The following is a 19,801-nucleotide window of genomic DNA, read 5'->3' on the forward strand; positions in this document are numbered from 1 at the left end:
ATCGGATGTTCAGCATCGGCTTGACGGGCGGCATTGGCAGCGGCAAAAGCACGGTCGCCGACCTCTTCGCGGCGCACGGCGTACCGCTAGTCGATACCGATCTCATCGCGCATCAGGTAAGCGCGCCGGGCGGCGTCGCGATGCCGCTGATCGCGAGCGAGTTCGGCAGCGCGTATGTCGCGCCGGACGGCTCGCTAGATCGCGCGAAGATGCGCGAGCTCGTGTTCTCCGACGACACCGCGCGCGTGCGTCTCGAAGCCATTCTTCATCCGCTGATCCGTGCGGAGACCGAGCGGCAGCGGGCAGCGGCCGCCGGCGCGTACCACATCGTCGTGGTGCCGCTGCTCGTCGAGTCGGGCAACTGGGCGTCGCGGGTATCGCGGGTGCTTGTCGTCGATTGCCCCGTCGAGACGCAGATCGCGCGCGTCAGGCGGCGCAACGGCTTTTCGCGCGAGCAGGTGCTGGCGATCGTGGCAAAGCAGGCATCGCGCGAAACCCGCCTCGCCGCAGCGGACGATATCGTGGTCAACGACGACTCGGCCACGCTCGACTCGCTGGCGCACGAAGTCGAGGCGCTGCACGCGCGATATCTGCAACTCGCGGCGCAGACCAGTCCGTGAGCAGCGCATTGCTTGCCCGAAACATCAGGAAAAGTTCCATTTATTGCCGCGAACCGCGTCAAAAGCGCCGTAAATGTGAGCGGATTTGCTAGGGTAAAGATGCGGCATTAGAATGTCCTGACTTCCGCTCATGGAAGCAACCGACCCACGCCGAGGCGAGCGCTTGATTCTTTACGAGTATCCCTTCAACGAGCGGATTCGGACGCTGCTGCGTCTCGAAGACTTGTTCGAGCGCTTCACGTTCTTCCTCACGCAGGAAGATCCCCGGGAACATCACGTTGCGCTCACCACGCTGTTCGAGATCGCGGAGGTCGCGGGCCGTACGGACCTCAAAGCCGATCTGATGAAGGAACTGGAACGGCAACGGCAGACGCTGGCGCCGTTTCGCGGCAATCCGGGCATCGAACAGGAAGCGCTGGAAGCCGTTCTCGGCGAGATCGAGCAGACGCTTGCCGGACTGACCGACATGCACGGCAAGACCGGTCAGCATCTGGCCGACAACGAATGGCTCGCGAGCATCCGCAGCCGCACGATCATTCCGGGTGGAACCTGCAAGTTCGATCTTCCGTCGTATTACGCGTGGCAGCAGTTGCCCGTCGAAGATCGCCGGCAGGACATCGCCAAATGGGTCATGCCGATGCTCGCGCTACGCGACGCCGCCGCTATCGTGCTGCGGCTCGCGCGCGAATCTGGTCAGGCGTCGAAGGTCATGGCCATGCAGGGCAGCTATCAGCAGATGCTCTCGGGCCGTACGTATCAGTTGATGCAGGTGCGCGTGTCGCCGGAAGTGCGCGTCATTCCCGAGGCAAGCGCGAACAAATACATGCTCTGGGTGCGCTTCACCGTGCAGGACGGCGATCTGAAACCGCGCGCCGTCGATGTCGACGTGCCCTTTCATCTGACGCTTTGCAGTCTTTGAACCACGCGCATCGGCCTTATATGATCGAATGTCGATCAACGCTGGCTCAATCCAAAACGTCTCGCCGTCATGACCACTGTCGTCAAATGCCCGACCTGCGCGAAGGAAGTTCGCTGGGTCCCGGAGAACCGCTTCCGTCCGTTCTGCTCCGAGCGATGCAAGCAAATCGATCTCGGCGCCTGGGCGACCGAGAAGTACCGTATCTCCGGTAACTCCCAGGAAACGCCGCCGGACGACGACTCGCACGGCGGCCTCAACTAACGCGCACTACGGCTGCGCTTCCGCCGCGAGCCACTCCAGCACGGGAATCGCGGCGGGCAACAGCGGCCCGACTTCCACCGGCAGCGTCTGCCACGCAATAGCCTGCCCTTCGCGGCCGCGCGGCGTTCCGGTCCACTCCATCACCTTGCAGAAGAAGAGCCGCACGTACGCATGCGGATAGTCGTGCTCGAGCGTGCGCCACAACGCGCACGCAGTCACGTCGATGCCGAGTTCCTCATGCAGTTCGCGCCCGAGCGCCGCTTCGACGCTTTCGCCCGGTTCCAGCTTGCCGCCCGGAAACTCCCAGTAGCCCTCGTACGGCTTGCCTTCGGGGCGCTGCGCGAGCAGATAACGGCCACCCGGCTGAACCATCACGCCGACGGCAACTTCCGTCACCTTGCGGCCATCGGGAGCGATATCCCCCGCAACATCCGACGCGCCGCTCATTGCTTGCGGCCCGACCAGTCGCGTGCGAACTGCCACGCCACGCGGCCCGAGCGCGATCCACGCTCCAGCGCCCAGACGAGCGCATCGCCGCGAGCGGCTTCAATTTCGCTCGCGTCGCAGCCGAAATGCGTGAGCCAGTGCCCGACGATCGACAGATAGTCGTCCTGCTTGAACGGATAGAAGCTGACCCACAGCCCGAAGCGTTCGGACAGCGAGATCTTCTCCTCGACCACTTCGCCGGGATGAATCTCGCCATCGGGCGTGTGCTTGTAGGTCTCGTTGTCGCTCATGTACTCGGGCAGCAGATGCCGGCGGTTCGAGGTCGCATAGATCAGCACGTTGTCCGACTGCGCCGCGACCGAGCCGTCCAGCGCCACTTTCAGCGCCTTGTAGCCAGATTCGCCCTCTTCGAACGAGAGATCGTCGCAGAACACGATGAAACGCTCGGGCCGCGTCGAGATGAGATCGACGATATCGCCGAGATCGTGCAGATCGTCCTTGTCGACTTCGATCAGGCGCAGGCCGTCCTTTGCGTACGCATTGAGGCACGCCTTGATGAGCGACGACTTGCCCGTGCCGCGCGCGCCCGTGAGCAGCACGTTGTTGGCGGGCAGATTGTTGACGAACTGCCGCGTGTTCTGCTCGATGAGCGCCTTCTGACGGTCGATGTTTTGAAGGTCGCCGAGCGAAATCTGCGAGATGGCCGGCACCGGCTGCAAAAAGCCGCGACCTTGCCGCTTGCGCCAGCGAAACGCCACGGCCGATTCCCAGTCGATTTCGGGCGCGGCCGGCGGCAGCATCCCTTCGATGCGCGCCAGCACCGCTTCGGCGCGCGTGAGAAATTGTTCGAGTTTGTCCATGTCCATTTCTGTGCGCGCCGATCGGGCGCGCTTTACGAGCGGTAATCCGCGTTGATGCTCACGTAGTCGTGCGAGAGGTCGCAGGTCCAGATGGTCGCCTGCTGCTGGCCGCGGCCGAGCAAGACGCGAATGGCGATCTCGCTCTGTTTCATCACGCGCTGACCGTCTTCCTCGCGGTAGTCGGGGTTGCGTCCGCCCGCCTTCGCGACGAGCACGTCGTCGAGATACAGGTCGATCTTGCCGACATCCAGATCCGTCACGCCCGCGTAGCCGATGGCGGCGAGAATGCGGCCCAGATTTGGGTCCGACGCGTAGAACGCCGTCTTCACGAGCGGCGAATGTCCGATTGCGTAGGCAATCTGGCGGCATTCCGCGACGTCCTTGCCGCCTTCGACCGTAATGGTCATGAACTTGGTCGCCCCTTCGCCGTCGCGCACGATCAACTGCGCGAGTTCCTGCGCCACGGACGTGACCGCGTCGCGCAGCGCGGCGTACGCGGGCGAATCGGTGGACGTGATCGCGGGCAGGCTCGACTTCCCCGACGCGATCAGGATGAACGAATCGTTGGTGGACGTATCGCCGTCGATGGTGATGCAGTTGAACGAGCGATCCGCCACGTGCCTCACCAGTTCATCGAGGACCGGCTGGGCGACGGCGGCATCGAACGCGAGAAAGCCGAGCATGGTCGCCATGTTCGGCTTGATCATGCCCGCGCCCTTGCTGATGCCCGACAGCGTGACCGTGTGGCCGTCGATCTGCACCTGACGCGACGCGGCTTTCGGCAGCGTGTCGGTGGTCATGATGGCTTGCGCGGCATCGAACCAATGCGCGGCCTGTTGATTGGCAAGCGCGGCGGGCAGCCCCGCTTTCAGACGATCGATCGGCAGCGGTTCCAGAATCACGCCGGTCGAGAAAGGCAGAATCTGCTGCGGTTCGACGCCCGCGAGACGCGCGAGCTCCGCGCAGGTCTCGCGCGCGTGCGCCAGGCCCGGCTCGCCCGTGCCGGCGTTCGCGTTGCCCGTGTTCACCACCAGCGCGCGAATGCCCTTGCCGCCCGCGCGCACCGCGTCCAGATGCTCGCGACACACCGTCACGGGCGCCGCGCAGAAGCGGTTCTGCGTGAACACGCCGGCGACCGTCGCGCCTTCATCGACGCGAATCACGAGCACGTCCTTGCGATTCGGCTTGCGAATATTCGCTTCGGCCCAGCCTAGCGTGACGCCTGAGACCGGATGAAGCGCGGCGGGATCGATCGAGGGGAAGTTGACAGCCATGTTCGCGACTCGCTGAAGGTGGCGAGTGCCGGCTCGCAGGCGCCGGCACGCTGTGAAAGACTGACGCCGCCCGGCAGGCCGGGAGCGCCTTGGAACGCCGGGCGCGCAGCGCAAGGCGCGCTCGAACCCGCAAAGACAAACGACGCATTGCTGCGTCGCTTGCCTCATTTGTCGATCGGACAGTTCGTTATACGAGCTTGCCGTGACAGTTCTTGTACTTCTTGCCGCTGCCGCACGGGCACGGGTCGTTGCGGCCGACCTTCGGCACGTCGTCGGCGGGGCGCGTGGCGACGCTGATGTCGTCGCCGCCGGCCATCGCCTGGCTGATCATCTGAGCGGTGGCCGTTGCCGCCGCTGCTGCGGGCGCAGCGGGCGCGGCCGCCGCGTTGTAGTCCGCATGCGTGAACGAGACATTCTCGACGTGGCTGCCCTTCTCTTCGTACTGCTCGGCGGCTTCTTCCAGTTGCTCCGGCGACTGGATCTGCACGTTCATCACGACGCGCGTGACTTCCTGCTTCACGGCGTCCAGCATGGCGGCGAACAGTTCGAACGCCTCGCGCTTGTATTCCTGCTTCGGATTCTTCTGCGCGTATCCGCGCAGATGGATGCCCTGACGCAGATGATCCAGCGCCGCCAGATGCTCGCGCCAGCGGCTGTCGAGCGTCTGAAGCATGATCGAACGCTCGAACGCGCTGAACGATTCGCGGCCCACGAGCGCGACCTTCGCCTCGTACGCTTCGTCGGCGGCGGCGAGAACGGCTTCGCAGATTTCCTCGGCGTCGATCGAGTTCGACTCGTTGATCATCTCCTGAATGGCGAGGTCGAGCGACCACTCGTTGCGCAGCACTTCTTCCAGCTCGGGCGCGTCCCACTGCTCTTCGATGCTGCCCGCCGGAACGAACGTGCGCACGAGGTCCGTAATCACGCTATGACGCATGGCCGCGATCGTTTCCTGCACGTCGTTCGCTTCGAGCAGTTCGTTGCGCTGCTGATAGATCACCTTGCGCTGATCGTTCGCGACGTCGTCGTATTCGAGCAGTTGCTTGCGAATGTCGAAGTTGCGCGCTTCCACCTTGCGCTGCGCGCCTTCGATGGAACGCGTCACCATGCCCGCTTCGATCGGCTCGCCTTCCGGCATCTTGAGGCGATCCATGATGGCGCGCACGCGGTCGCCCGCGAAGATGCGCAACAGCGGATCATCCAGCGAAAGGTAGAAGCGCGACGAGCCCGGATCGCCCTGACGGCCCGCGCGGCCGCGCAACTGGTTGTCGATACGGCGCGACTCGTGACGCTCGGTGCCGATGATATGCAAGCCGCCCGCCGCCTTCACGTGGTCGTGCAATGCCTGCCATTCGTCGTGCAGCTTCTGGATGCGCGCGGCTTTCTCGTTCTCGGGAATGGAGAGATCGGCTTCGATGAACGACGCCTGTTTCTCCACATTGCCGCCGAGCACGATGTCCGTGCCGCGGCCCGCCATGTTCGTCGCGATGGTGACGACGCCCGGCCGGCCCGCTTCCGCGACGATTGCCGCTTCGCGTGCGTGCTGCTTCGCGTTGAGCACTTCATGCTTGATGCCGGCTTGCATCAGCATGCCGGACAGCAGTTCGGACGCTTCGATCGACGTCGTGCCGACGAGCGTCGGCTGGCCGCGTTCGACGCAATCGCGAATGTCGCGGATGACGGCGTCGTAACGCTCCTTCGATGTCTTGTAAATCTGATCCTGCTTGTCGACGCGCTTCGGCGGACGATTCGTCGGAATCACGACCGTCTCCAGGCCGTAGATTTCCTGGAATTCGTACGCTTCCGTGTCTGCCGTGCCGGTCATGCCGGACAGCTTCGCGTACATGCGGAAGTAGTTCTGCAGCGTGATGGAGGCGAGCGTTTGATTCTCAGCCTGAATCTGCACGTGTTCTTTCGCCTCGACCGCCTGATGCAGGCCGTCCGACCAGCGGCGGCCCGTCATCATGCGGCCGGTGAATTCGTCGACGATCACGACTTCGCCGTTCTGCACCACGTAATGCTGATCGCGATGGAAAAGCGTATGCGCGCGCAGGGCGGCATAGATGTGGTGCATCAGCGTGATGTTCTGCGGCGCGTAGAGGCTCTCGCCTTCGCCGATCAGTCCCCACTCGGCGAGCAGGCGCTCGGCCTTCTCGTGGCCCGACTCGGTGAGGAACACCTGACGCGCTTTCTCGTCGAGCGTGTAGTCGCCCGGCTTTTCGACGCCCGTGCCGTCCGCCTTTTCCTCGCCGATCTGCAATTCGAGCAGCGGCGGCAGCGCGTTCATGCGGACGTAAAGTTCGGTGTGGTCTTCAGCCTGACCGGAGATGATGAGCGGCGTGCGCGCTTCGTCGATCAGAATGGAGTCCACTTCGTCGACAATGGCGAAGTTGAGCGGCCGCTGCACGCGCGCGTCGGTCTCGTAGACCATGTTGTCGCGCAGATAGTCGAAGCCGAACTCGTTGTTCGTGCCGTAGGTGATGTCCGCCGCGTACGCCTGCTGTTTCTGCGAGTGCTCCATCTGCGACAGATTCACGCCGCACGACAGCCCGAGGAAGTTGTAGAGGCGCGCCATCCATTCGGCGTCACGCTGGGCGAGGTAGTCGTTCACGGTCACCACGTGCACGCCGCGGCCCGACAGCGCGTTGAGATACGCGGCGAGCGTGGCGACGAGCGTCTTGCCTTCGCCCGTGCGCATTTCCGCGATCTTGCCGTAGTGCAGCACCATGCCGCCGATCAACTGAACGTCGAAGTGGCGCATTTTCAGCACGCGCCGGCTCGCTTCGCGGCAGACGGCGAACGCCTCCGGAAGAATCACGTCCAGCGACTCGCCGCCCGCGACGCGCTTGCGGAACTCGTCCGTCTTCGCGCGCAACTGATCGTCCGTATATTTCTCGACGGTCGGCTCGAGGGCATTGATCGCCACAACGGTCTTTTGGTACTGCTTGACCAGCCGCTGATTGCGGCTGCCAAAAATCTTCTGAAGGAAACCGGTCGTCATTGGATCAGTGTCTGCGTCGCGGCTTCGGACGGGCGCGTGTGCCAGCTGCGGCTAGCTGCGTCCGGGCTCGGAAAACCTCGGCGACTTAAGTCCATTGGGTGAAATTCGAATCGGGAATTTTAGCACGCGAGTCAAGCACATCTTGCGTCAGCGTGGGCCCTCGGGCGTCTGCGCCACGCGACAGTCAACGCGTTGAAAGCTTGGCCGCGCGGGCTTTCGCGGCGGGCGTCTACGCGAAGCGGAAGGCAGGCTCGCGGTACAATCGAGCGGTCGCATCAGGCGTCCGCTGATTAAAAAATGAGCCGCTTTTCTACAAATTCAAGGTCTGCGCCGGGGCGGTTCGATCCGCGCCGTCCGCAAGCCCTGGCCGACGTGCTGGATCGCACCGACGCGTTCCGCGCCCTGCGCGCGGGCGTCGAGCAGGTGGCGGCGCTCCAGCGCGATCTGGCCGCGCTTCTGCCCGACTATCTCGCGGCGAATGTCGAGCCCGGCTTCATCAAGGACGGCGTGCTTGCGCTTTTTGCCGCGCACAATGCGCTCGCCGCGCGCTTGCGGCATATCGAGCCGCGGCTTCTGTCGGATCTCCAGCAGCGCGGCTGGGCGGTGGATGCGCTCAAAATTCGCGTGCGTCCGCAGTCGATGAAGGAAGCGCCGCCGCCGAAGCAGGCGCGCATGTCCGTAGCGGGCGCGTCCGCGCTGCATGACCTTGCGGAGACGCTCGCGCCGTCGCCGCTACAGGAGGCGCTCGCCCGCATGGCGGCGCGTCACCAGGGGCGCGGGCAAAAAAAATGAGCGGCGCTTTCGCTGCCGCTCACCTTTCCGTCCTGCCGTGCGCCGATGATCAGGCAAACGCCGTCTGCGTATCGAATGCGAAACCGCGCGGCGCTTTCTGCGTGTCCTCGAACGTGACGATTTCGTAAGCCTCTTCGTTCGCGAGCAGTTCGCGCAGCAGCATGTTGTTCATCGCGTGACCGCCCTTGTACGCGGTGTACGACGCGAGCAGCGGATGACCCACGACGTACAGATCACCGATGGCGTCGAGCATTTTATGCTTCACGAACTCGTCGTCGTAGCGCAGGCCGTCGTTGTTCAGGATGCGGTACTCGTCGAGCACGATGGCGTTGTCCATGCTGCCGCCGCGCGCAAGACCCAGCTCGCGCATCATTTCCACTTCATGCGCGAAGCCGAACGTGCGCGCGCGAGCAATCTCTCGCACATACGACGTGGTCGCGAAATCGACTTCCAGCGCCTGGCCCGTCTTGTCGACGGCCGGATGGCGGAAATCGATGGTAAAGCTCAGTTTGAAGCCGAAATACGGTTCGAGACGCGCGAATTTATCGCCATCGCGCACTTCAACGGGCTTCTTCACCTTGATGAATTTCTTCGGCGCGTTCTGCTCTTCGATACCCGCCGACTGAATGAGAAACACGAACGAAGACGCGCTGCCGTCCATGATCGGGATTTCCTCGGCAGTGACATCGACGTAAAGATTGTCGATGCCTAAGCCCGCGCACGCCGACATCAGGTGCTCGATAGTCGACACGCGCGCGCCGTCCTTCTGAAGCACGGACGCGAGCCGCGTATCGCCGATCGCCATGGCGGACGCCGGAATGTCGACCGGCTGCGGCAGGTCGATCCGAGAAAACACGATGCCCGTTCCAACCGGTGCCGGGCGCAGCGTCAGATCGACCTTGCGGCCGGAATGAAGCCCGATTCCCACGGTTTTGACGACGGTCTTGATTGTTCGCTGCTTCAACATGATTTTTTTCCGATAGCAATTCCCAATAAAGAGAATTAATCGTTCATTGAATTTTAATAGATCGAAGTATACTCCATTCGGAGTAAGCCGTCCCAAACGAAGAGGTATCAACTGTTTCCCTGTGTTACGCCGCGACGCAGGGCCAGTCAAGTAGAACGGGCCGATGGCCGGAATGGAGGCATTTCCGGTCATCGGCCCCAAGTTGTCGCCGAATGCGAGGGCGTCTTTAGGCGTTGTACAAAGACAACGCGACGCCGCTGCGCTCAGCGCAACGTCGCCAGAATGCTGCGAGCGTCGCTGACTTCGAACTTTCCGGGCGCTTCGACAGCGAGCGTCTTGACCACGCCGTTGTCGACCACCATCGCGTAACGCTGGGAACGGATTCCCATGCCACGCTCGGATAAATCCTGATCCAGTCCGAGTGCCTGAGTGAAACGCGCACTGCCGTCCGCCATCATCCTCACCTTGCCCGCGGCTTGGAGATCGCGTCCCCACGCGTTCATGACGAACGCGTCGTTGACGGAAACGCACCAGATTTCATCGATGCCGGCGGCCCGAAACTCATCCGCCGCCTCGACATAACCCGGCACGTGCCTGGCGGAACACGTCGGCGTGAACGCGCCCGGCAATCCGAAGATCACCACGCGCTTGCCGGCGGTCCGCTCGCGCACCGCGAACCCGTTCGGTCCCACGGCACAGCCCTCGCTCGCCACTTCGATGAACTCGAAGAGACGCGCATCAGGCAACGTTTCACCCACTTCGATCATGCTCGGTCCTTCCCTCGTCAGTGCTCGAAACACCTTGCGATTGCATCGTCCCGCAGTCTCGCATCGCGCTTGATCGACGATTCAGGTTTCATTTGCTCGTCGGCAAATTCGTGGAGGTCGGCTGGCCACGACCTGGCGTCTGATGCTGACGCGGCCTTGGACAGTCGCCCCACGCGAAACCTGCGTCGCCGGCTCACGCCCGGCGCGTGCCTGCGGTGGCTGCATTGCTCTTGCTACCAGCGAGCAACGAGCACAGCGCGACCTCAGTCCGCTTGCTTGCGCAGGAACGCCGGGATGTCGTACGTATCGACGCCCTTTTCCTGCAATGCCTGCACGTGCGATGCCGCCGTTTCGCGCGACGAACGCCACACAGCCGGCGTGTCCAGCGAACCGTAATCCGTTGCCTGACCGTGCTGCGGCGCGTACGTGTTGTGCGCCGCGTGCGCGACCGGCTGGTTGTCGGTGCCCGTGCGCAGCAGCGTCATCGGCGCTTGCTGCTGCTTCTTGGCCGCGCGGCCGAGGCCCGTTGCGACCACCGTCACGCGCAGGGCGTCGCCCATTGCGTCGTCGTACACCGCGCCGAAGATCACCGTTGCGTCGTCGGCCGCGTAGCTCTTGATGGTGTTCATCACTTCGCGCGTTTCAGACAGACGCAGCGAACGGCTCGACGTGATGTTGACGAGCACGCCACGCGCACCCGACAGATCGACGCCTTCGAGCAGCGGGCTCGCCACAGCTTGCTCCGCAGCAAGCCGCGCGCGATCGACGCCGGCAACGGTTGCCGTGCCCATCATCGCCTTGCCCTGCTCGCCCATCACGGTCTTCACGTCTTCGAAGTCGACGTTCACGAGACCGTCGACGTTGATGATTTCCGCAATGCCCGCGACAGCGTTGTTCAGCACGTCGTCCGCGCACTGGAAGCACTTGTCCATCTCGGCGTCGTCGCCCATCACCTCGAAGAGCTTGTCGTTCAGCACGACGATCAGCGAATCGACGTGATCCTCCAGTTGCTGCGAGCCGGCTTCCGCCACGCGCATGCGGCGGCCGCCTTCGAATTCGAACGGCTTGCTCACGACGCCGACCGTCAGAATGCCCATTTCCTTCGCGATCTGCGCGACCACCGGCGCCGCGCCCGTGCCCGTGCCGCCGCCCATGCCCGCGGTGATGAACACCATGTGCGCGCCGCGCAGTGCATCGGCGATACGCTCGCGCGCATCTTCAGCCGCTTCCTTGCCCTTCTCCGGCTTGGCGCCCGCGCCCAGACCGGTCATGCCCAACTGCAACACCTGCGGCGCGCGCGAACGTGCGAGCGCCTGTGCGTCGGTGTTCATTACGATGAAGTCGACGCCCTGCACACCCCGGTTGATCATGTGCTGGACGGCATTGCCGCCCGCACCACCAACTCCGACCACCTTGATGATCGTTCCGTTGGTTTCCGTTTCCAGCATTTCGAAATCCATGTTGCCTCCGTCAAGAATGAAGATCGGCGTTATCCGGAGAGAGATCGGGCAACCTCTCGCCGCGCGCTAGCCGCCGGTACCGGCGCGAATTATATTCATTACTTAAATACGTTTGTTTCGTACTGCTCTGTTCCGCGCAAGCTTCAGAAGTTTCCGAGGAACCAGTCTTTCATTCGTGTGAGCACTTGCCCCATCGACCCGTTCTGCACCGCGACCTTGCGACCGCGCATGCGCTGAGAGCGTCCTTCGGCGAGCAAGCCCATGGCGGTGGAATAGCGCGGGTTGCGCACGACGTCCGCGAGACCGCCGGCGTACTCGGGCACGCCGATGCGCACCGGTTTCAGGAAAATGTCTTCGCCGAGTTCGACCATGCCGGGCATCATCGCCGCGCCGCCGGTCAGCACGACGCCGCTCGACAGCAACTCTTCGTAGCCGGATTCGCGCACGACCTGCTGCACGAGCGAGAAGAGTTCTTCGACGCGCGGCTCGACCACCGCCGCCAGCGCCTGACGCGACAGCGTGCGCGGACCGCGTTCGCCAAGACCCGGCACTTCGATCATCTCGTCGGGGTCCGCGAGCGCCTGCTTCGCGATGCCGTACGTCACCTTGATGTCTTCCGCGTCCGGCGTCGGGGTGCGCAGCGCCATGGCGACGTCGCTCGTGATCTGGTCGCCGGCGATCGGAATCACCGCCGTATGACGGATCGCGCCTTCGCTGAAGATGGCGATGTCGGTGGTGCCGCCGCCGATATCGACGAGCACGACGCCCAGTTCCTTTTCGTCCTCGGTCAGCACCGCGAGCGACGACGCGAGCGGCTGCAAGATGAGGTCGTTCACTTCGAGCCCGCAGCGGCGCACGCACTTCACGATGTTCTGCGCCGCGCTCACCGCGCCCGTGACGATATGCACCTTCACTTCGAGGCGAATGCCGCTCATGCCGATCGGCTCGCGCACGTCTTCCTGACCGTCGATGATGAATTCCTGCGTCAGGATGTGCAGCACCTGCTGATCGGTCGGAATGTTGATCGCCTTGGCCGTTTCGATCACGCGGGCGACGTCCGTCTGCGTGACTTCCTTGTCCTTGATCGCGACCATGCCGCTCGAATTGAAGCTGCGTATGTGGCTGCCCGCGATACCGGTGAAGACGTTCGTGATCTTGCAATCCGCCATCAGTTCGGCTTCTTCAAGCGCGCGCTGAATGGATTGCACCGTTGCCTCGATGTTGACCACGACGCCTTTTTTCAACCCCTTCGAGTCGCTCTGACCGAGTCCGATCACCTCGTAGTGGCCCTCGCCCTTCAATTCGGCGACGATCGCGACCACCTTCGACGTACCTATGTCGAGGGAAACCAGCAGGTCTTTGTAGTCTTTGCTCATAGCGTGCTCATGCCTGTGATGTCTGCTTACTTCTTGGCCTTGTCGGTGTCGTTGATGAAGCGCATGCCGGCGGCGCGTATCGCGAAGCCGTTGGGGTAACGCAAATCCGCATATTCGATGTCCTTGCCCCACCGCCCCGTGACCGCTGGCCACGACGCGACAAAACGCTTGCAACGGTCATCGAGCGTGTCCTGATTGCGCTCGCGACCCAGTTCGATCTGCGTGCCGTTCGAGAGCTTCACGGTCCACGCGAAACGCGGCGACAGCGTGACTTCCTCGGGCTGCGCGTCGAGCGGCGCGAACCACTTCTGGAAGTCGTGATACCGCGCGACCACTTCCTTCGCCGTGCCTTCCGGACCGTCGAACGCGGGCAGGTCGTCGTCCAGTTCGCCCTGGTTCGCGGTGAAGAGCTCGCCGTCCACGCTGACCAACTGATCGCTGCCCCACGTGCCGAGCGGCTTGTACTCCTCCAGCGTCACGGCGATCGCGTTGGGCCACACGCGACGCACGCTCGCGCGGCGCACCCACGGCATCTGTTCGAACGCGGTGCGCGCGGTGTCGAGATCGACAGTGAAGAAGTTGCCCTTCAGGTGCCCCACGACGCTCGCGCGCACCGTCGGCGAATTGATATGCGCCGTGTCGCCGTCGATCTGTATCTCGCGCAGGCGAAACTCGGGACGCTGGATCGCGTAGACGCCCGCCGCGCACAGCAGCATCAGCACGAGCATGGCGTGCAGCGCGCTTGCGGCGAGATTCATCTGGCGAACGTTGTTCCACATGTTTGCGCTTCGTCAGTTCTTGAGGGTGAGAGACAGCACCTTCACGACCAGATCCTTGTAGCTGATGCCGACCGCACGCGCCGCTTTCGGCGGCAGCGAGTGATCCGTCATGCCCGGCGCGGTGTTCACTTCGAGGAAGTACGGGTTGCCGTCGGCGTCCAGCATGAAATCGGCGCGGCCCCAGTCCGTGCAGCCGAGCATGTCGAAGGCGCGCTGCGTCAGTTGCTTCATGCGCGCTTCTTCGGCGTCCGTCAGACCGCAGGGAATCAGATACTTCGTGTCGTCGGCGACGTACTTCGCGTGGTAGTCGTAGAACTCGCCCGCCGGCACGATCTTGATGACCGGCAGGTCCAGATCGCCCGCGATGCAGCACGTGTACTCGCCGCCGCCTTCGATGCTCTGCTCGACGATGACGATCTTGTCGAACTTCGCGGCCTCTTCCAGCGCCGGCACGAGCCGTTGCGCGCTCTTCACCTTGATGACCGCGACGCTCGACCCTTCGCTCGCCGGCTTCACGAAGAGCGGCAGCCCCAGCTTCGCGATGATTTCCTGCGCGCGCCCCACATAGTCGTCGCCGCGATAGACGGTTTCGAACGGCGGCGTCGGAATGCCGGTCTGCTGCCACACGAGCTTGGTGCGCAGCTTGTCCATGCCGAGCGCCGAGCCCAGCACGCCGCTGCCCGTATAGCGAATGCCGTAGAAGTCCAGCGCGCCTTGCAACTGGCCGTTCTCGCCATAGCCGCCGTGCAGCGCGATAAACGCGCGCTCGAAGCCTTCCGCCTTCAGATCCGACAACGGGCGTTCGGCGGGATCGAACGGATGCGCGTCGACGCCCGCCTCTCGCAGCCCTTCCAGCACGAGGCGGCCAGAATTGAGCGAGACTTCGCGCTCGGCGGAATTCCCGCCGAGAAGCACCGCCACTTTGCCGAAGACCTTCGGATCGATGTTGTTCACTGTGTTACTCATGACGTCGTTTGTTGCTGTCTTCACTGCGGCTGGCTCTGCGCGAGCCGTCCGCATACACCGCCGATGGAGCCCGCGCCCATCGTGATCACCACGTCGCCGTTGCGCGCGAGCGTCGTCACGGCGTCCGGCACTTCATCCACCGTTTCGACGAATACCGGCTCCACCTTGCCCGCGACGCGGATCGCCCGTGCGAGCGCGCGGCCGTCGGCGGCGACGATCGGCGCTTCGCCTGCGGCATAAACATCGGTGAGAACCAGTGCATCCACGGTGGACAGCACCTTCACGAAATCTTCGAAACAGTCGCGCGTGCGCGTGTAGCGATGCGGCTGGAACGCGAGCACGAGACGCCGGTCCGGGAATGCGCCGCGCGCCGCCGCGATGGTCGCGGCCATCTCCACCGGGTGATGCCCGTAGTCGTCGATCAGCGTGTACGCGCCTTCGTTGTCGTTCGTCTTCACGTCGCCGTAACGCTGGAAGCGCCGGCCGACACCGTTGAATTCGGCGAGCGCCCTCTGGATATCGGCATCCGCCACTTCGAGTTCAGTCGCTATTGCAATCGCCGCGAGCGCGTTCTGCACGTTATGCAGGCCCGGCAGATTCAGCACGATGTCGAGCGGCGGCGCATCTTCGCGCATGGCCGTGAAATGCATGCGGCCGTCGCGCGCCTCCACGTTCACCGCGCGCACCTGCGCGTCGGCGCCGATGCCATAGCGAATGATCGGCTTCGACACGAACGGCAGGATCTCGCGCACGTTCGGGTCGTCGACGCAGAGCACCGCGATGCCGTAGAACGGCAGCCGGTGCGTGAATTCGATGAACGCCTGCTTGAGCCGCGCGAAGTCGTGGCCGTAGGTGTCCATGTGATCGGCGTCGATGTTCGTGATGACTTCGATCACCGGAAAGAGATTGAGGAACGACGCGTCCGATTCGTCCGCTTCGGCGACGATGAAATCGCCCGTGCCGAGCCGCGCGTTCGCGCCCGCGCTGATGAGACGCCCGCCGATGACGAACGTCGGATCGAGCCCGCCCGCGGCCAGCACGCTTGCGACGAGCGACGTCGTCGTGGTCTTGCCGTGCGTGCCGGCAATGGCGATGCCCTGCTTCAGCCGCATGAGTTCCGCGAGCATCACGGCGCGCGGCACGATCGGCACGCGCCGATGCCGCGCCGCCAGCACTTCAGGATTGTCGGGACGCACGGCCGTCGACACGACCACGGCGTTCGCGCCTTCGATGTTCTGCTCGTTGTGGCCGATCTCGACGCGCGCGCCCAGCGCCTTCAGCCGCTCGGTGACGGCGTTTTTCGAGAGGTCCGAGCCGCTGACCTGATAGCCCAGATTCAGCAGCACTTCCGCGATGCCGCTCATTCCTGCTCCGCCGATGCCGACGAAGTGAATGTGCTTGACGATGTGTTTCATGACTTAATGTGCCTCCCGAGCTTGGCGCGTAAGACGCGCGCCGGCGACGTCGGCGCACACGGTCGCGACCCGTTCGGTCGCGTCCGGTTTCGCCAGGGCGCGTGAGTGCGCGGCCATCACCGCCAGCGTGTCGCGCGTCTGCGCACGCAACCAGCCGGCGAGCTTCTCCGCCGACAAGTCGCGCTGTTGTATCAATTCCGCGGCGCCGTTCTTCGCGAGGAACGCGCCGTTGGTCGTCTGGTGATCGTCGACCGCGAACGGGAACGGCACGAAGAGCGCCGCCACGCCGACCGCCGCGATCTCGGACACCGTCATCGCGCCCGAGCGGCAAATCACGAGATCGGCGGATGCGTACGCGCTCGCCATGTCCTCGATGAACGGCACGAGCTGCAAGTCATCGCCGCGCGAAAGACCGGCCGCCGCGTAGTTCGCCTGCAATGCTTCGATATGCTTCGCGCCCGCCTGATGCACGATGCGCGGACGTTCTTCCGGCGCAAGCAGCGCGAGCGCCTTCGGCACCGTTTCGTTCAGCGCGGCCGCGCCCAGACTTCCGCCGACGACGAGCACGTTCAGCTTGCCCGCGCGCGACGCGTAGCGTTCTTTGGGCGGCAATGTCGACGTAAGTTCCGCGCGAATGGGATTGCCGGTCCATTCCGCATTCGGCAGAGCATTGGGAAACGCGACGAGCACGCGCTTCGCGAGATGCGCGAGCACCTTGTTCGCGAGACCCGCGATGGAGTTCTGTTCGTGCAGCACGAGCGGGCAGCCCGCGAGCTTGGTCATGATGCCCGCCGGAAACGTGATGTAGCCGCCCATGCCGAGCACGACATCCGGCTTCACCTGACGCAGCACGCGCAGGCTTTGCGAGCACGCGCGCATGAGATTCACCGGCAGCATCAGCTTCGTTTTGATGCCCTTGCCGCGCACGCCGCCGAAGCGCACGCATTCCATCGGGATGCCGTGCTTGGGGACGAGCGTCGCTTCCATGCCGCTTGCGTTGCCGAGCCAGACGACGCGCCAGCCGCGCGCCTGCATCCAGTGCGCGACCGCGAGCCCCGGAAACACGTGGCCGCCGGTGCCGCCCGCCATGACCATCAGCGTGGGGCGCTGCGCGCTCATACTTTGCCTCCGCGCATCAGCACGCGATTTTCGTAATCGACGCGCAGCAGCACCGCAAGCGCGACGCAGTTCAGCAAGATGCCCGAGCCACCGTAGCTGACGAGCGGCAGCGTCAGGCCCTTGGTCGGCAGAAGACCGAGGTTCACGCCCATGTTGATGAACGTCTGCGCGCCGAACCAGATGCCGACGCCCTTCGCCATCAGGCCCGCGAACGTGCGATCCAGCGCCAGCGCCTGACGGCCGATCTCGAACGCGCGGCGCACGATCCAGTAGAACAGCAGAATCACGCAGATGACGCCGACGAAACCCAGTTCCTCGCCGATGACCGCGAGAATGAAGTCGGTATGCGCTTCGGGCAGATAGTTGAGCTTCTCGACGCTGCCCCCGAGACCCACGCCGAACCATTCGCCGCGCCCGAACGCAATCAGCGAATGCGTCAGCTGATACGCCTTGCCCTGCGCGTAGCGGTCGTCCCACGGATCGAGATAAGCGAAGATCCGCTCGCGACGCCACGGCGAGAGCCACACGAGCATCGTGAACGTGCCGACCGCCGTGAGCACCAGACCGCCGAAGAGCTTGCCATTCACGCCGCCGAGGAACAGCACGCCCATTGCAATGGCGGCGATCACCATGAACGCGCCCATGTCGGGTTCAAGCAGCAAGAGCGCGCCGACCGCGCCGACGGCCACGGCCATCGGCAAGAAGCCCTTGCCGAAGCTGTGCATGAACTCCTGCTTGCGCACCGTGTAGTTCGCGGCGTAGATGGTCACCGCGAGCTTCATGATTTCGGACGGCTGCATGTTCGTGATGCCGAGCGGAATCCAGCGGCGGGCGCCGTTCACGCCCTTGCCGATATGCGGAATCAGCACGATGACGAGCATCACGAGCGCGACCAGAAAAAGCTTCGGCGCGAGCTTGTCCCAGGTCTTCACCGGAATCTTGAACGCAATGACCGCGCCGACCAGCGCCGTCGTGACCGAAACGAGGTGCCGCACGAGGAAGTGATAGTCGCGGTACTGCGCGTACTTCGGCGAATCCGGCATGGCGATGGACGCGGAATACACCATCACGATGCCGAGCCCGAGCAACGCGATCGTCACCCACAGCAGCGAATGGTCGTAGTCGAGCATGCGCGAGCGCGCGGGACGCACGCCGTTGACCGCGCTCGAAATGCCGCCCGAGCGCCCGGCGAGCGAATCGTTCGGAACCGCGTTGCGCTGCCCGGTGATTTTCGATCCGAAGCGGTCCGACCAGCTCATAGCATCACTCCCCGCGCGGCGGCGATATCTTCGACCGCGCCGCGAAACACGTCAGCGCGGTGTGCGTAGTTCTTGAACATGTCGAGGCTCGCGCACGCGGGCGAAAGCAACACGGCGTCGCCCGCCTCGGCGATGCGCGATGCCGCCTCGGTCGCGGCTTCGAGCGTGGCGTGATCTTCGAGCGCCACGCCGGTGGATGCGAGCGTCTCGCGAATGCGCGGCGCGTCGCGTCCGATCAGCATCACGGCACGCGCCCAGCGCGCAACCGGCGCTTCGAGCGGCGAGAAGTCCTGACCTTTGCCGTCGCCGCCCGCGATCAGCACGACGCGTTGCGCCAATCCATCGAGCGCGGCGACCGTCGCGCCGACGTTGGTGCCCTTGCTGTCGTCCACGTAATCGACGCCGTCGATCTGCGCGATTACCTCCACGCGATGCGGTTCGCCGCGATACTCGCGCAAGCCGTGCAAGAGCGCGGCGAGCGGCAGGTCGATGGCGCGGGCGAGCGCGAGCGCAGCGAGCGCATTGGCCGCGTTGTGCAGGCCGCGAATGCGCAGCGCGTCGGCGGGCATCAGCCGCTTCGCAACGACGTTCGGCGCGGCGATGTCCTGCTTGCGGCGGCGCGACGGCGCGGGTTCGTCGGCCGCGTCGCGGTCGATGCCTTGCGCGAGCCACGCGATGCCGTTGTCGCGCAACAGGCCGTAGTCGCCGACCTTCGACGGCTCATCGAGCCCGAACGTCACCACGCGATCCTGCGCGATATTCGCGGCGAGCGCCATGGTGCGGGCGTCGTCGCGATTCAGCACGCGGACCGTGCGCGAACCGAAGATGCGGCCCTTGGCGGCGGCGTAGGCGTCCAGGCCGCCGTGCCAGTCGAGATGATCCTGCGTGATGTTCAGCACCGCAGCCGCATCCGGCGAGAAGCTGTGCGACGTTTCGAGCTGGAAGCTGGAGAGTTCGAGCACCCAGACGTCCGGCAGCGCGGTTTGATCGATGGCTTCGGCGAGCTTGTCGAGCATCGCCGGGCTGATGTTGCCCGCGACCGCCACGCGCTTGCCCGCGCGCTCGCACAGAAGTCCGGTGAGCGCGGTGGTCGTCGTCTTGCCGTTGGTGCCGGTGATGGCGAGCACTTTCGGCTCATAACCGTTCACGGCAAGACCGGCGAGCGCCTGCGCGAACAGTTCCAGTTCGCCCCACACCGGAATGCCGCGCTCCTTCGCCGCCGCGATCAGGGGCGCGAGGTCCGGCGCGAGCGGCGAGAGACCGGGGCTAATGGCAAGCAGTTCGATGCCGCCATCGAGTAGTTCGGTCGTGAAAGCGCCGCCGACGAATTCCGCGTCGATGCTGTGAATGACCAGTTCCGAGAGATTCGGCGGGTTCTCGCGCGTATCGGCGATCCGCAGCCGGCACCCGTGCCTGGCGCACCAGCGCGCCATCGCGAGGCCGGATTCACCGAGCCCCAGCACGAGCACCATCGGACTTTGCCGACCGGAAAACTTCTCGCCAAACATCGCTTTACCCT

18 protein-coding genes are annotated in these 19,801 nt (G+C 64.3%); 4 read left to right on the top strand and 14 right to left on the bottom strand.

All coding sequences use genetic code 11. The features are described 5' to 3' along the window. The first annotated feature begins 5 nt into the window (after positions 1 to 5). From coaE to NCR37_RS11470, 3 genes are all read left to right on the top strand, one after another. Positions 6 to 620, top strand: a complete 615-nt coding sequence (gene coaE / locus NCR37_RS11460; protein WP_250473105.1) for a dephospho-CoA kinase — start codon at positions 6 to 8, stop codon at positions 618 to 620. Between the two features lie 163 nt (positions 621 to 783). Next, positions 784 to 1,539: a cell division protein ZapD gene (zapD, locus tag NCR37_RS11465; protein ID WP_175945315.1), complete on the top strand. Its 756-nt coding sequence runs from the start codon at positions 784 to 786 to the stop codon at positions 1,537 to 1,539. A gap of 69 nt (positions 1,540 to 1,608) precedes the next feature. Further along, positions 1,609 to 1,800 carry a DNA gyrase inhibitor YacG gene (locus tag NCR37_RS11470; protein WP_175945160.1) on the top strand — a complete coding sequence of 64 codons (192 nt, stop codon included), beginning with the start codon at positions 1,609 to 1,611 and terminating at the stop codon, positions 1,798 to 1,800. A gap of 6 nt (positions 1,801 to 1,806) precedes the next feature. On the opposite strand, the gene NCR37_RS11475 is transcribed toward NCR37_RS11470, so the two are convergent. The 4 genes from NCR37_RS11475 to secA all read right to left on the bottom strand — a co-directional run bounded on the left by NCR37_RS11475 (position 1,807) and on the right by secA (position 7,382). After that, a complete protein-coding gene (locus NCR37_RS11475) occupies positions 1,807 to 2,247 on the bottom strand; it encodes an NUDIX domain-containing protein (protein ID WP_250473106.1) in 441 nt (146 codons plus the stop codon). Continuing rightward, on the bottom strand, positions 2,244 to 3,107 hold the full coding sequence (locus NCR37_RS11480; protein ID WP_250473107.1) for an ATP-binding protein: 864 nt from the start codon (positions 3,105 to 3,107) through the stop codon (positions 2,244 to 2,246). Before NCR37_RS11480 ends, NCR37_RS11475 begins: the two co-directional genes overlap by 4 nt. A 32-nt stretch (positions 3,108 to 3,139) precedes the next feature. Next, a complete protein-coding gene (gene argJ, locus NCR37_RS11485) occupies positions 3,140 to 4,381 on the bottom strand; it encodes a bifunctional glutamate N-acetyltransferase/amino-acid acetyltransferase ArgJ (RefSeq protein WP_250473108.1) in 1,242 nt (413 codons plus the stop codon). A gap of 187 nt (positions 4,382 to 4,568) precedes the next feature. After that, positions 4,569 to 7,382, bottom strand: a complete 2,814-nt coding sequence (gene secA / locus NCR37_RS11495) for a preprotein translocase subunit SecA (protein WP_284506849.1) — start codon at positions 7,380 to 7,382, stop codon at positions 4,569 to 4,571. Positions 7,383 to 7,679: 297 nt separating this feature from the next. Between secA and NCR37_RS11500 the strand changes: the two genes are divergently transcribed. Beyond that, positions 7,680 to 8,174 carry a DciA family protein gene (locus NCR37_RS11500; protein ID WP_250473109.1) on the top strand — a complete coding sequence of 165 codons (495 nt, stop codon included), beginning with the start codon at positions 7,680 to 7,682 and terminating at the stop codon, positions 8,172 to 8,174. Positions 8,175 to 8,223: 49 nt separating this feature from the next. On the opposite strand, the gene lpxC is transcribed toward NCR37_RS11500, so the two are convergent. The 10 genes from lpxC to murD all read right to left on the bottom strand — a co-directional run bounded on the left by lpxC (position 8,224) and on the right by murD (position 19,790). Further along, positions 8,224 to 9,141: a UDP-3-O-acyl-N-acetylglucosamine deacetylase gene (gene lpxC / locus NCR37_RS11505; RefSeq protein ID WP_206467069.1), complete on the bottom strand. Its 918-nt coding sequence runs from the start codon at positions 9,139 to 9,141 to the stop codon at positions 8,224 to 8,226. Between the two features lie 263 nt (positions 9,142 to 9,404). After that, positions 9,405 to 9,908: a peroxiredoxin gene (locus NCR37_RS11510; protein ID WP_206467070.1), complete on the bottom strand. Its 504-nt coding sequence runs from the start codon at positions 9,906 to 9,908 to the stop codon at positions 9,405 to 9,407. Positions 9,909 to 10,171: 263 nt separating this feature from the next. Next, positions 10,172 to 11,368, bottom strand: coding sequence for a cell division protein FtsZ (gene ftsZ, locus NCR37_RS11515; RefSeq protein WP_250473110.1), 1,197 nt, complete (start codon positions 11,366 to 11,368; stop codon positions 10,172 to 10,174). 143 nt (positions 11,369 to 11,511) lie between these two features. Continuing rightward, a complete protein-coding gene (ftsA, locus tag NCR37_RS11520) occupies positions 11,512 to 12,744 on the bottom strand; it encodes a cell division protein FtsA (protein ID WP_159837031.1) in 1,233 nt (410 codons plus the stop codon). 26 nt (positions 12,745 to 12,770) lie between these two features. Continuing rightward, entirely contained in the window at positions 12,771 to 13,523 is a 753-nt protein-coding gene (locus NCR37_RS11525; RefSeq protein ID WP_250473111.1) for a cell division protein FtsQ/DivIB, read from the bottom strand. A 12-nt stretch (positions 13,524 to 13,535) separates the two neighbouring features. Beyond that, the gene (locus NCR37_RS11530) at positions 13,536 to 14,477 is read right to left on the bottom strand and encodes a D-alanine--D-alanine ligase (protein WP_250473128.1); all 942 of its coding nucleotides are present in this window, start codon (positions 14,475 to 14,477) and stop codon (positions 13,536 to 13,538) included. A 32-nt stretch (positions 14,478 to 14,509) separates the two neighbouring features. Beyond that, the gene (murC, locus tag NCR37_RS11535) at positions 14,510 to 15,904 is read right to left on the bottom strand and encodes a UDP-N-acetylmuramate--L-alanine ligase (protein WP_248320541.1); all 1,395 of its coding nucleotides are present in this window, start codon (positions 15,902 to 15,904) and stop codon (positions 14,510 to 14,512) included. Between the two features lie 3 nt (positions 15,905 to 15,907). Next, entirely contained in the window at positions 15,908 to 17,023 is a 1,116-nt protein-coding gene (gene murG, locus NCR37_RS11540) for an undecaprenyldiphospho-muramoylpentapeptide beta-N-acetylglucosaminyltransferase (protein ID WP_250473112.1), read from the bottom strand. Next, on the bottom strand, positions 17,020 to 18,282 hold the full coding sequence (ftsW, locus tag NCR37_RS11545; protein ID WP_250473113.1) for a putative lipid II flippase FtsW: 1,263 nt from the start codon (positions 18,280 to 18,282) through the stop codon (positions 17,020 to 17,022). Before ftsW ends, murG begins: the two co-directional genes overlap by 4 nt. Continuing rightward, on the bottom strand, positions 18,279 to 19,790 hold the full coding sequence (gene murD, locus NCR37_RS11550; protein WP_250473114.1) for a UDP-N-acetylmuramoyl-L-alanine--D-glutamate ligase: 1,512 nt from the start codon (positions 19,788 to 19,790) through the stop codon (positions 18,279 to 18,281). Before murD ends, ftsW begins: the two co-directional genes overlap by 4 nt. Positions 19,791 to 19,801: the final 11 nt, after the last annotated feature.

It is taken from the genome of Caballeronia sp. GAFFF1 (assembly GCF_023630705.1).
Taxonomy (GTDB): domain Bacteria; phylum Pseudomonadota; class Gammaproteobacteria; order Burkholderiales; family Burkholderiaceae; genus Caballeronia.